The sequence below is a fragment of the Xanthomonas sp. NCPPB 1062 genome (genome assembly GCF_041481705.2).
GTDB classification, from domain to species: Bacteria; Pseudomonadota; Gammaproteobacteria; order Xanthomonadales; family Xanthomonadaceae; genus Xanthomonas; species Xanthomonas euvesicatoria.
Map to the genome: position 1 here is coordinate 464368 of NZ_CM192987.1, position 12620 is coordinate 476987.

At 64.0% G+C, this 12620-nt stretch carries 13 protein-coding genes; 9 read left to right on the forward strand and 4 right to left on the reverse strand.

The window, feature by feature from the left end; all coding sequences use genetic code 11:
* Window positions 1-17: 17 nt before the first annotated feature.
* Genes sctP through sctU form a run of 3 tightly spaced genes read right to left on the reverse strand, consistent with a single transcriptional unit; the run spans window position 18 to window position 3660 of the window.
* Complete coding sequence (gene sctP, locus ACCQ16_RS02020) at window positions 18-656, reverse strand: type III secretion system protein SctP (protein ID WP_277573011.1); 639 nt, start codon at window positions 654-656, stop codon at window positions 18-20.
* On the reverse strand, window positions 656-2593 hold the full coding sequence (locus ACCQ16_RS02025; RefSeq protein WP_051370095.1) for an FHIPEP family type III secretion protein: 1938 nt from the start codon (window positions 2591-2593) through the stop codon (window positions 656-658). The genes sctP and ACCQ16_RS02025 overlap by 1 nt, the downstream gene beginning before the upstream one ends.
* A complete protein-coding gene (sctU, locus tag ACCQ16_RS02030) occupies window positions 2587-3660 on the reverse strand; it encodes a type III secretion system export apparatus subunit SctU (protein WP_014089139.1) in 1074 nt (357 codons plus the stop codon). The genes ACCQ16_RS02025 and sctU overlap by 7 nt, the downstream gene beginning before the upstream one ends.
* A 214-nt stretch (window positions 3661-3874) precedes the next feature.
* On the opposite strand from sctU, the gene ACCQ16_RS02035 reads away from it, so the two are divergent.
* From ACCQ16_RS02035 to sctC, 9 genes are all read left to right on the forward strand, one after another.
* The gene (locus tag ACCQ16_RS02035; protein WP_071117730.1) at window positions 3875-4330 is read left to right on the forward strand and encodes an HrpB1 family type III secretion system apparatus protein; all 456 of its coding nucleotides are present in this window, start codon (window positions 3875-3877) and stop codon (window positions 4328-4330) included.
* Between the two features lie 33 nt (window positions 4331-4363).
* Window positions 4364-4756: a type III secretion protein HrpB2 gene (locus tag ACCQ16_RS02040; protein ID WP_008575450.1), complete on the forward strand. Its 393-nt coding sequence runs from the start codon at window positions 4364-4366 to the stop codon at window positions 4754-4756.
* 1 nt (window position 4757) lies between these two features.
* Window positions 4758-5519: a type III secretion system inner membrane ring lipoprotein SctJ gene (gene sctJ, locus ACCQ16_RS02045; protein ID WP_031420805.1), complete on the forward strand. Its 762-nt coding sequence runs from the start codon at window positions 4758-4760 to the stop codon at window positions 5517-5519.
* 7 nt (window positions 5520-5526) lie between these two features.
* Window positions 5527-6156: a type III secretion protein HrpB4 gene (locus ACCQ16_RS02050; RefSeq protein WP_031420806.1), complete on the forward strand. Its 630-nt coding sequence runs from the start codon at window positions 5527-5529 to the stop codon at window positions 6154-6156.
* The gene (gene sctL, locus ACCQ16_RS02055; RefSeq protein ID WP_031420807.1) at window positions 6141-6842 is read left to right on the forward strand and encodes a type III secretion system stator protein SctL; all 702 of its coding nucleotides are present in this window, start codon (window positions 6141-6143) and stop codon (window positions 6840-6842) included. Before ACCQ16_RS02050 ends, sctL begins: the two co-directional genes overlap by 16 nt.
* Window positions 6832-8160, forward strand: coding sequence for a type III secretion system ATPase SctN (sctN, locus tag ACCQ16_RS02060; protein WP_057682066.1), 1329 nt, complete (start codon window positions 6832-6834; stop codon window positions 8158-8160). The genes sctL and sctN overlap by 11 nt, the downstream gene beginning before the upstream one ends.
* Window positions 8153-8662, forward strand: coding sequence for a type III secretion protein HrpB7 (locus ACCQ16_RS02065; RefSeq protein ID WP_218490906.1), 510 nt, complete (start codon window positions 8153-8155; stop codon window positions 8660-8662). The genes sctN and ACCQ16_RS02065 overlap by 8 nt, the downstream gene beginning before the upstream one ends.
* On the forward strand, window positions 8659-9489 hold the full coding sequence (sctT, locus tag ACCQ16_RS02070) for a type III secretion system export apparatus subunit SctT (protein WP_014089146.1): 831 nt from the start codon (window positions 8659-8661) through the stop codon (window positions 9487-9489). The genes ACCQ16_RS02065 and sctT overlap by 4 nt, the downstream gene beginning before the upstream one ends.
* A gap of 81 nt (window positions 9490-9570) precedes the next feature.
* On the forward strand, window positions 9571-11394 hold the full coding sequence (gene sctC / locus ACCQ16_RS02075) for a type III secretion system outer membrane ring subunit SctC (protein WP_277573009.1): 1824 nt from the start codon (window positions 9571-9573) through the stop codon (window positions 11392-11394).
* Between the two features lie 735 nt (window positions 11395-12129).
* Here the strand turns inward: sctC and xopA are convergent.
* On the reverse strand, window positions 12130-12525 hold the full coding sequence (gene xopA / locus ACCQ16_RS02080; protein ID WP_029818428.1) for a XopA/Hpa1 family type III secretion system protein: 396 nt from the start codon (window positions 12523-12525) through the stop codon (window positions 12130-12132).
* Window positions 12526-12620: the final 95 nt, after the last annotated feature.

Genomic DNA, 12620 nt, shown 5'->3' on the forward strand with positions numbered 1-12620 from the left:
CTGTCGCCAGTGCCGCGTTAGACAACCTCGATGCTGATCTGGAGCGTGCTACTCAGCGTGGACGTCAGTGCAGCCTCCAGGCGCTGCCTTCCGCACCAAAGTACCTCGCGCGCATCTGGCGAACTGGTATTGAAGCGAAGCGATAGCTGGTCCGGCGAAAGCCGCAAAAACAACGTCGTCTGTGCGACGACCTCTTGGTCGATATCCAGCCATGCTTCCCAGCTCCCTGCGCTGCGCACCGGTTGGGCATTGCAGAACTCGGCCACCCGCAGCGCGATGCGGTCGATCGCCATTTGGGCGCGTTGCGTGCGTATCCACTCGGTCGCAATCTGTCGCCCCACTGCGCCATCGTCGTTGCCTTGGGACGGCTCTTGGTGTTTCGTCACCTCGATACGTAAGGGCGGGTCGGTTTGCACGGGCACGCTGTCATGCGCGTCGGTGAAGCCCTCCTCGGCATCAGGCTCCGGCCGATCCTCGTCGCACTGCGGTGGCAACACCATGCAGGGAAGCGCGAGCTGTGCGCTGCGCAAGCGCTGGCGCAGTTGCAGGAAGCTGGAGCGCAGCGCCGACCGGGCCGGCGTGGCTGGAGCCGCCGGCCGCTGCAGTGCGCCGCTGACCGGCAGGATGCGCACATGGCGGAGGGGCGGCTTGCGCATCACGCCACCACTCTACCGATCGGCTGCAGCTGCACCTCCGAACCCAGCTCCTGGAACGAATAGACCTGCAGCCAGGTCAGCCGTGCTTCGATCATGCGGCGCACATATCTGCGCACGTCCATCGACGCGACCACCGCCAGCGGATGCTGCGCATGGTCGCCGACGATGCGTTCCACCTGTTCGACAAGCTGGTTCGCCTGCTCGGGCGGAAGTGCCAGGAAATTGCCGGCCGCGGTCGCGCGAATCGATTGCCTGATCAGTTGTTCGACAGCATGGTCGAGCATTACCGCGGGCAGCTGCCCGGTGCCTGCGGTTGCGGTATGCGCCAGATAACGGCCCAGATCGCAGCGCACATATTCGGTCAACATCAGAAGATCCTTTTCCTTCGGCCCCCAGACCACCAGACTCTCCAGGATGCTCTTGATATTGCGCACCGGAATCCTTTCTTCCAGAAGACGCCGCAACACATCGGCTATGCGCTGGGCGGGCATCGCCTTGTTGACCTCCGCAACCAGCCCGGGATAGTCCACGGCCACCTGCTCCAGCATCCACTGCGTCTCCTGGATGCCGACGAACAAGTGCGCCCGTGCATGCAGGGGTGCGATGGCCTGCCGGGCCAGTGCGGCCTGCATGTCGTCGGTGTTCTCCAGTTCGGCGCGTGTCTCGGGGACATCGTGGATCAACACTTCGTATTGCATGCCTTGCAGCGACTCGGTCTGCCATATCGCGATCCCGGGAAACGGCAAGCCCAGCAGTTCGACCAATTGCCGCCGCTCGCTTTCGATCGCCTGATCCAGCCGCGCGGGGTCGAGCAGAGCGGCCAGCTGCGGCGACAGCCGCATCGACAAAGGGGAGGCGAAATCCGGGGCGTTTTTGCGGATATGTGGCGCCTCGCCTTTGGCACCTTTACGGCTCGCCGAAGGCAACTTGCGCTGATCGGTGCCGCTGATGTCGCGTTGCTTGCGCCAGATCGTATAGCCGCCGGCGCCGACGGCCGCTGCCAGCAGCAGGAACAGCACGGCCGGAAAGCCGGGGACAAACGCAAAGCAGGCCAGCAGCACGCTCGCTGCCATCAGGGCCCGCGCGTTGCTGGTGAGCTGACGGCCGATATCGAGCCCGAGCGAGCTGAGCCTGGTCTCGTTTTCGTTGGCCACGCGGGTGATCATGACGCCGGCGGCCACCGATATCAGCAGTGAGGCGATCTGCGACACCATCGCATCGCCCACCGACAGGATCGCAAAGCGGTTGGCGGCGTCGCCGGCCGTCATGCCGTGGTAGGTCACGCCGACCACGATACCGGCCAGGATGTTGACCATGGTAATCACCAGGCCGGCGATCGCATCACCCTTGACGAATTTCATGGCGCCATCCATGCCGCCGTGCAGTTGGCTTTCCATGGCCAGCCGCGCGCGTTTGCGGCGTGCCTCATCTGCGGTCAGGTTGCCGCCACGCAGGTCGGCATCGATACTCATCTGCTTGCCGGGCATTGCGTCCAACGTAAAGCGCGCACCGACCTCGGCAACGCGTTCGGAACCCTTTGCGATCACGATGAACTGCACGGTGGTGATGATCAGGAAAACCACCAGGCCCACCACCAGATTGCCGCCGACCACCAGCTCGCCGAAGCTCTCGATGATATGGCCCGCCTCGGCATGCAGCAGGATCGACTTCGTCGAGGCGATATTCAATGACAACCGCAGTAGCGTGGTGAACAGCAGCAGGGAAGGAAACGACGAGAGCGAGATCGAGTCGGGCACATACATCGTGACCATCAACAGCACCACGCTCAGGGTGATGTTGATGCCCAGCAACGTATCGATCATGGGCGTTGGCAGCGGCAGGATCATCAGCCCGATGACCGCCACCACCAGGGCGGCGATGGCCACTTCGCCGCTATAAGCGAAATACCTTGTCGCTCGCACGCGGTCTCCTAGCATGGCAGGGCTCCATCGCCGTCGCCGTGGTCGCGACCGAGTTCATCGACCCAGCGCAACACCACCGCAACCGTTTCGAACAGTGGCTCGGGGATTGCATCGCCCAATTCAACCTGATACAGCGCACGCGCCAGTGGCGGATTGGCAACGATCGGAATGCCCTGGTTATGCGCGAAAGCGCGCAGTTCCAGTGCGCCGTCGTCCTCGCCCTTGGCAACGACCTGCGGCAAGCCGAAGTCGTCGGGCTCGTAGGCCAGCGCCACTGCGTAATGGGTCGGGTTGACCACCATCACCTTGGCCTTGGCCACGCGCTCGCGCGGGTCGCCGAAGACCAGCTCCTTGGCGAATTCCTTGCGCTTGCCCTTGATTTCGGGGTCGCCCTCGCTTTCCTTGAATTCGCGCTTCTGCTCGTCCTTGCTCATTCGCTTGTCGCGGATGAACAGCCAGCGCTGCACGCTCCAGTCTGCAGCGCCGACCAGGACGAACAGCAGCACGCCCAGTGCGAAGAGCATGCCCAGGGTGCGCCAGGCAATTTGCGCAACATCAAGCGGTGTCTCGTAGGCAAGCCCAATGATCATCGGCATGAGCGCGCGGATACCGACCCACAGCACCACGCCGATCAAGATGGCCTTGATGATCAACTTCAGCAAGTTGATGAGGCTTCGCAACGAAAAGAGTTTCTTGACCCCGGTTGCGGGATTGAGGGAATCGAACTTGGGCGCCACCGGCTTGAGCGAGGCATTCAGGCCAGTCTGGAACGCACCGCCCGCCATACCGGCCACCAGGCAGGCAGCCAGGAACGGCAGCATCAACAGCAATCCCTGGATGCCGATATGGCCGAGTGCGCGGTTGATGGCCGCTGCATCGCGTGTATGTTCGGAAAAATCGAAGCCGATCGTCATCAATGCACGCATGTGATCGGAGAAGTAAACGCCGGCCGATTTCATCACCAATAACGCGCCGAAGAGCACCGCCGCTGCCGTGACGTCCGGGCTGACCGGAACTTCCCCGTCCTTGCGCGCATCCCGCAGTTTCTTCTCGGTCGGCTTCTCGGTTTTTTCTTCCGACATTGCCTTCTCCTTCCGCGATCGCTGCGCCCCCGATTGTGGGCAGCTGTGGTGGAGCGATCCGTTTTCCAGGCGAATGTGTGGATGGCCTGGCGAAGCCGGAATGATTTGTTCGCCAGCGAATTCCGATATTCGCTTCCGAAAGGATCCGGCCGGCGTGGCGCGCGTAGCGTTCCCCACGTGTACGGTCCGCATGCCATTAAAAACGAGGTGCAGTGTGGAGAAGATTCAATGTCCCGGGTCGGTCGTGAGTGGGCTCATCGAACTGATCACGGTCGGACTCACCCATGAAAAGATTCAGGACGCTGCCGCTGTGCTGGCCGCAGTCCGTGTCCTGCGGCCGGAGCTGAAGGCGCTGGACACCTTCGATGCATGGATTTCGATCAAACGCGGCAATTACGTGGAAGGTGCGCGCCTGTTGCGCGAACTGGAGAGCGACGCCGGCTCCAAGCCGCTGTGCAGGGCCTTGTACGCCTGCTGCCTGTTCGCGATGGGGGACCCGTCGTGGCATGGCGTTGCAGACGGGCTGATCGAAGAAGACGCCGATGCCGATGCGGTGGCCCTGGTCAAGGCGCTGTCCGGGCGAAGCACCCCAACGTCCGCGCCGGCGGAAGTACCGGTCGAAGCTTCAGCACCGATGGAAGTTCCGAATTCGCAGTACCTGCGCGCCTGAGTGACGCCAGTCCCGACCCCATAGGAGTATGCGATGACGCTCATTCCTCCTGTCCAAGCGATTGCCGGCACCAGTGCTGCCGCGACCCAAGCGCTGTCGCCGGTAGCGACGCCCAACCAAGCGCTGGTGAATCGCTTTCAAGCGCTGATGCAATCCTCCAGCCCCTTGCCGCCCGCCATGCAGCGCGTAGGCAACCCGAGCATGATGAGCCGGGTGGTCGATGTGCAGAACGATGGCGTGCGTACCATCGCCGAGCATATCGATGCCTTCAGCATGCAGGCACCGACCATGGGGCTGCAGGAAATGGCAGCGCAGCAGATCAAGTTGATGCACGAGCTGACCATGGTCGGCTTCAACCTCAATGTCAGCGTGGGCGTGGCGCAATCGGGAAAGAACGCCGTGCAGACGCTGGTGAAGAACCAGTAGCATGCGCGCGCCGAGATGCCTGGTGGTGCTGCTGGTGGCGCTGCTGCTGTCTGCGTGCAGTCAGCAGCTGTACTCCGGGCTCACCGAAAATGATGCCAACGACATGCTCGAGGTGTTGCTGCATGCGGGCGTGGATGCGTCCAAGGTCACGCCAGACGACGGCAAGACCTGGGCGGTGAACGCACCGCACGATCAGGTGTCCTATTCGCTGGAGGTGCTGCGCGCGCATGGTTTGCCGCATGAGCGGCACGCCAATCTCGGCGAGATGTTCAAGAAGGACGGGCTGATCTCGACACCCACCGAAGAGCGCGTACGTTTCATCTATGGTGTGTCGCAGCAGCTATCGCAGACCTTGTCGAATATCGATGGGGTGATCTCGGCCGATGTGGAAATCGTGCTGCCCAACAACGACCCGCTTTCCACCTCGGTAAAACCGTCCAGCGCTGCGGTGTTCATCAAGTTCCGCGTCGGTAGCGATCTGACCAGCCTGGTGCCCAACATCAAGACGTTGGTCATGCACAGCGTGGAGGGACTCACCTACGAAAACGTCAGCGTCACGCTGGTGCCGGGCGGAGCGGAGAGCGATGCGCAGTTCACCGCATCGGCACCGCCGAGACCTTCGCCATGGCCGTGGCTGGCCGGGTGTGCGTTGGCGTTGTGCCTGGCGGGCGCGGCGGCGCTGTACTGGTGGCCAAACCCACAGGCGGGCCGGTGGGGCGGCTGGCAGCGCCTGCGCGAGTTGACGAAAGGCAAAGCCGGGTGAGCGCGGGATGGACGACACGCGGATCGACAATGCGGCACGCTGTGTTCAGCGCTGGACGGACGCGTTGGCGCAACTGGCAGAGTCCTTGGACGCCGCACGGGTGGCGCATTGGCTTGGCCCGGTGGCAGCGTCGGGCTGGGCAGCGGCGCCCGTCCACCGTCGTATGCGGGTAATCCAGGCGTGGTCTGGATGGTCGGAATTGTCGCCGTCTGCACTCGGCCTGCATGCGAACCAACTTGCCCTGCTGATGCCCGCGCGATTGGCCAAGGTCCTGATCGCGCGGGCGTTGTTCTCGCGCGGGTTGGCGGTGCGTCGTTGTATCGAGCGCGAACGTCTGGACTGGCTCGAACAGTGTGTGGGGCCGGCCGTGCTTGAGCATGTGCGCCAGAACGCGTCGGCCGGCCTCCCCGTGCCCCTGTTGCCACGCGATGCCGATCAGGCGGCGTGGGTCGGCGACGGTTGGCGTCGGATGCAGGCCGATGGCGTCTGGTCCAACCCGGTTGTTGCCAAGCTGCTGGCGCTGTCCTTGCCGTTGGGCGCCGCGCAGGTGGCCACCGTCGCAGCAGACGGTGCGAGCGATGCCTTCCTGACCGCGCTTCCCACCCTGATACCGGAGGCGTCATGCGTCTGTGGTTGAGGTCAACGCCCGATGCGATCGGTCTGGATTGCGATGTCATTCCGCGCGAGGCGCTGGCCTCGGTGTTGGCGCTGGACGCTGCCACTGCCGAGGTGCACGCACGCTGCGAACAGGCCCTGAGCCAGGCGCAGACACGTGCACAGACGCTGGTCGACGAGGCCCAGCAGCAGGCCGAGGCGATCCTGCACGATGCGCGCCAGAAGGCCGAGCGCAGCGCACGCCTGGGATATGCAGCCGGCCTGCGACGTCAGCTCGATGAGTGGAACGAATCGGGCCTGCGCCATGCCTTTGCCGCCGAAGCGGCCGCGCAGCGGTCACGCGAGCGTCTGGCCGAGATTGTGGCGCGCACCTGCGAGCACATCATCCTCGGACACGATCCTGCGGCGCTGTATGCGCGTGCGGCGCAGGCCTTGGAAGGTGCCCTGGACGAGGCCAAAGCCCTGCGGGTGAGCGTGCACCCCGACGCGGTGGACGCTGCGCGGCGCGCCTTCGATGCGGCCGCCACCGAGGCGGGCTGGACCCTGCAGGTCGAGCTATGCGGCGATGCCGACCTGGCCGTGGGCGCCTGCGTGTGCGAATGGGATACGGGCGTGTTCGAGACCGATCTGCGCGATCAGCTGCGCAGTCTGCGGCGCGTCATTCGCCGCGTGTTGGCCGCACCCCAGGAGCCGGCGGATGCTGGCTGAGACGCCCCTGCTGGAGACAACGCTCGAACGCGAACTGGCCACGCTCGCGGTCGGTCGTCGTTATGGCAAGGTGGTCGAAGTCGTCGGCACCATGCTCAAGGTGGCCGGCGTGCAGGTCAGCCTGGGCGAGGTGTGCGAGTTGCGCCAACGCGATGGCAGCTTGTTGCAGCGGGCCGAAGTGGTGGGCTTCAGTCGCGATCTGGCGTTGCTGGCGCCGTTCGGGGAACTGATCGGGCTGTCGCGCGAGACGCGCGTGATCGGATTGGGGCGCCCGTTGGCGGTGCCTGTGGGACCGGCCTTGCTGGGGCGCGTGCTCGACGGCCTGGGCGAGCCATCGGACGGGCAAGGAGCCATCGCCTGCGACACCTGGGTGCCGATCCAGGCGCAGGCACCGGACCCGATGCGTCGGCGGCTGATCGAACACCCCATGCCGACCGGCGTGCGGATCGTGGATGGCCTGATGACGCTGGGCGAGGGCCAGCGCATGGGCATCTTCGCCGCAGCAGGCGTCGGCAAGAGCACCTTGATGGGAATGTTCGCGCGCGGGACGCAGTGCGATGTCAACGTGATCGTGCTGATCGGCGAGCGCGGGCGCGAGGTGCGGGAGTTCATCGAGCTGATTCTCGGCGCCGATGGTCTGGCACGCAGCGTCGTGGTCTGCGCAACCTCCGATCGCTCATCGATCGAGCGCGCGAAGGCCGCCTACGTCGGCACCGCCATCGCCGAGTATTTCCGGGATCGGGGCCTGCGCGTGCTGCTGATGATGGACTCGCTGACGCGCTTTGCCCGCGCGCAACGCGAGATCGGTCTGGCCGCCGGCGAGCCGCCCACGCGCCGCGGCTTTCCGCCATCGGTGTTCGCCGAGTTGCCGCGCCTGCTCGAACGCGCGGGCATGGGCGAGAGCGGGTCGATCACCGCGTTCTACACCGTGCTGGCCGAGGACGATACCGGCAGCGATCCGATCGCCGAAGAAGTGCGCGGCATCCTCGATGGGCACCTGATTCTCTCTCGCGAGATCGCGGCCAAGAACCAGTACCCGGCAATCGACGTGCTGGCCAGCCTGAGCCGGGTGATGAGCCAGATCGTCCCGTCCGACCACTCCCAGGCCGCGGGCCGGTTGCGGCGCCTGCTCGCCAAGTACAACGAGGTGGAAACCCTGGTGCAGGTGGGCGAATACCGTCAGGGAAGCGATGCCGTTGCCGACGAAGCGATCGACAGGATCGATGCGATCCGCGACTTTCTCAGCCAACCGACCGACCAGCTCAGTGCCTACGAAAGTACGCTGGACCTGCTGGCCAGCGTGACCGACGATGCGTGAGCCTGCTTACACCTGGTCGGTGCTGCACCAGCTCAAGGCACGCCGCTGCGAGCGCATGCAGGAACGCCTGAGTGACTGCAGGCGTGCGTTGGAACACTGCGACCGCGAACTTGCCAGGTGCAGACAGGAGGCAGAGGCCTGCACCACACGCTTGGCCAACTGCGATGCGGCACTGATGGACAAAACCGGCGTGGGGGGTTCGATCGATATCGATACGATCCTGCAGCACGAACGCTTCCGCACCGTGCTGCTGGAGGCCTGTCGTGCTGCCGAGCAGGCGCAGGCAGCGGCGGATCAGTCGTTGCAGAGCGCCCGCGATGAGCTCGCGTCCGTGCAGCAGGCACTGAGCAAGCTGCAGGCACAGGCGCAGGTATACGCAGACAAGGCCGCCAGTGCGCGCCGCGCCCGACAGGCGCAACGCGACGCAGCGGAGGAAGAAGACGCGATCGAGGCACTGGTCGCGCTGCGTTCGCACCGCGCCGCACATGGGGGCGCCCGATGAACGACGCCACCGATGCCTTGCTGGCCATTTCCTCGCAGGGCGTGTCGCTGTTGACCCTGCTGGCACTGTGCGGGGTGCGCGTGTTCGTGATGTTCATCGTGCTACCGGCAACAGCGCAGGACAGTCTTCCTGGAATCGCGCGCAATGGCGTCATCTACGTCCTGAGCTCGTTCATCGCCTATGGGCAGCCGGCCGATGCGCTGGCGAAGATCCAGGCGGCGGGCCTGGTCGGTGTGGCGTTGAAGGAGGCGTTCGTCGGCCTGCTGATCGGATTTGCCGCATCGACGGTGTTCTGGATCGCCGAGAGCGTTGGCCTGCTGATCGACGACCTTGCCGGTTACAACAACGTGCAGATGACCAACCCGCTCAGCGGCCAGCAAAGCACGCCGGTGTCCACGGTGCTGCTGCAACTGGCCATCGTGTCGTTCTACGCATTGGGTGGCATGCTGATGTTGCTCGGCGCGCTGTTCGAATCGTTTCGCTGGTGGCCGCTGACCCAGCTTGGGCCGAACATGGGGGCGGTTGCCGAATCGTTCGTGATCCAGCAATCCGACAGCATGATGGCCGCCGTCGTCAAACTGTCCGCACCGGTGATGCTGGTGCTTGTGCTGGTGGATCTTGCGATCGGCCTGGTGGCGCGAGCGGCCGACAAACTCGAACCGTCGAACTTGAGTCAGCCAATCCGTGGGGTGCTGGCGTTGTTGCTGCTCGCCTTGCTGACCAGCGTCTTCATCGCGCAATTCGGCGAAGCACTCGGTTTCCTGCATTTCCAGCAGCAATTGCACGATGCCGCCAACCTGGCTGGCAAGGGAGGCGCGAGGCACTGATCTTTATTGAGACATTCCCGGCTTTGCACTTCCTACACTGGTCGCTACCGACTTTTTCACTTGCCTAGCAGAGGGAACGCCATGGCTCCTGCCTGTACCACCGCCCACCGCCGACGTGCTCCATTGGCCGCCGTACTGATGCTCAGCCTGCTGCCGCTGTTGTCGCCACATGCCGACGCCGCCCAGGTCCCGTGGCATTCGCGCACGTTCAAATACGTCGCCGACAACAAGGATCTCAAAGAAGTGCTGCGTGATTTGTCCGCCAGCCAGTCCATCGCCACCTGGATCTCGCCAGAGGTGACCGGCACCCTGAGCGGCAAATTCGAAACCTCCCCGCAGAAATTCCTCGACGATCTGGCGGCCACCTACGGCTTTGTCTGGTACTACGACGGTGCCGTGCTCAGGATCTGGGGTGCGAACGAATCCAAGAGCGCGACCTTGAGCCTGGGAACTGCATCGACGAAGTCACTGCGCGACGCACTTGCACGCATGCGCCTGGACGATCCGCGCTTCCCGGTGCGTTACGACGAGGCCGCGCATGTGGCGGTGGTCTCCGGGCCGCCAGGGTATGTGGATACCGTTTCGGCGATTGCCAAGCAGGTCGAGCAGGGCGCGCGTCAGCGCGATGCCACCGAAGTGCAGGTGTTCCAGCTGCATTATGCGCAAGCGGCCGACCACACGACGCGCATTGGCGGCCAGGATGTGCAGATTCCCGGCATGGCCAGCCTGTTGCGCAGCATGTACGGCGCACGCGGCGCGCCGGTCGCGGCGATACCCGGGCCTAGCGCCAACTTTGGCCGGGTACAGCCCATCGGCGGTGGGTCCTCCAACACATTCGGCAATGCCGCACAGGGTCAAGGTGGCGGAGCCAGCGGCATCCTCGGGCTGCCTTCGTCCTGGTTCGGGGGCGCCTCGTCGTCCGATCGCGTGCCGGTCAGCCCGCCGTTGCCCGGCAGTGGAGCTGCTGCGGCTGTGGGGTCGCCGGCCAGCGTATGGCCGGAGCTCAGCAAGGCACGGCGCGACGAGTCCACTCCGATCGACGTCGGTGGTGGCGCAGAGCTGGCCTCCGATGCGCCGGTGATCGAAGCCGATCCGCGTACCAATGCCATCCTGATCCGCGATCGACCGGAGCGGATGCAGAGCTATGGCACCCTGATTCAACAGCTGGACAACCGGCCCAAGTTGCTGCAGATCGATGCCACCATCATCGAGGTCCGCGATGGCGCCATGCAGGATCTCGGTGTCGACTGGCGCTTCCACAGCCAGCACACGGACATACAGACCGGCAACGGCAGTGGCAGTCAGTTGGGCTTCAACGGCGCATTGAGCGGCGCCGCCACCGATGGCGCGACCACGCCGGCTGGGGGCACCTTGACGGCCGTGCTGGGAGACGCCGGACGCTACCTGATGACGCGCGTGTCGGCGTTGGAGACGACCAACAAGGCCAAGATCGTGTCTTCGCCCCAGGTTGCGACGCTGGACAACGTCGAAGCGGTCATGGACCACAAGCAACAGGCATTCGTCCGGGTCAGCGGATACGCATCGGCCGATCTTTATAACCTCTCTGCCGGGGTGTCGTTGCGGGTCCTGCCCAGCGTGGTGCCGGGCTCGCCGAACGGTCAGATGCGTCTGGATGTGCGTATCGAGGATGGCCAGCTCGGATCCAACACCGTGGACGGCATTCCGGTCATTACCTCCAGCGAGATCACGACTCAGGCGTTCGTCAATGAAGGCCAAAGCCTGCTGATTGCAGGATACGCCTACGATGCCGACGAAACCGATCTGAATGCGGTACCGGGCCTGTCGAAGATTCCATTGGTCGGTAATCTGTTCAAGCACCGCCAAAAAAGCGGGACCCGCATGCAACGGCTGTTTCTGCTGACTCCGCATGTGGTGTCGCCCTGATGGTTTGCGAACGCCATCGCTAGGCGATGAGGGGCTTGCTGCGATCGCCTGACATTCGGCGCATGCCATTGGCCCAATACTGCCGGGATTGTTTGGGAAAGGATCAAACGGGCCATGCAATTGGCGCGTATGCGTATTGACCCGGAGCGCCTGAAGCCACCGCCTGGATGATCATCGGGCGGTGCCCGGAATCAGCATGTGTCACTCGCACATGCTGGTTCTTATGCGTTGCCGGAGCCTGACCTGGCGATCACATGGCAGGCTTGTCGCCTGCGAAAGACAAGTTTTTTGCAGTCAGCTCGGTATCTGCGGTAGACGCTAAGAGGGCGAAGCGGCATCCAAGCCTTCAGCGGGCGGCGGTTGCGCGCAATCGTGTCAAAAAGTGCTGGGCCGGCAGCAGTGTGCATGGCCGGTACGTGGGCGCGGCAGGCTCTAGTGGAGCGACGTGGCGTGATGGTGTGCGGTTGAACATCCAACCAACGTCACGCCGGCAGTGGAGACCCAGTTGAGAAGGCGTGTGCCGGAAGAAAATCCGGATATTTCGTCTGCGTTGAAGCCGGAACGGCTCTGCTCGCATGCCGATGGCTATATGTCAGGCACCTGCGGCGCGAAAGCTGACAAGCGCGCCTGAAGTGGGTAGCGAATGTTTGCGGTGACAGCAACCAAGGCACCTGCAGGCTGACGCATGAAGCGGCAACCTGCAGGCCGTGGCCGGTAGGGGCGACCAGCAGTTTTTTACTGCATCGATCCGGTGTCGCTGGCCAGGCTGGTGCCGAGGCCGCCACCAAAGCCACCGCCGAACCCGCCGCCGAAGCCACCACCATTCTGCGACTGGAGAATGTCTCCGACGATATTCATGAGCATCTGGGTGTATGGCGAGGGGGAACCATTGGGCTGCCCGGCCTGCTGCGAATTGCCGCCTTGACCACCAGAGTCACCACCCTGGCCCTGACCCTGGTCGGCATTGTTGCTCTGCTGAAGCAGGGCCATGATGAGCTGGGTCAGCAGCTGGTCCAGCTGCTTTTCCGAGATGCCTTGGTTGCCCTGGTTCGAACCGGGTTGCGAGTTCTGGCTGGGATCGACCTGCAAGAAGGACGAGTTGGCGCCGATCTGTGTGTTCAAAGAATTCATCATGACGATTCCTCTCTGATTAACTGGGATTTGTCTTTGTATCAACCGCCGTGCCTAGACGGCGGTGGCTGCGGGGCGGGTTTTGCGCCCCGATC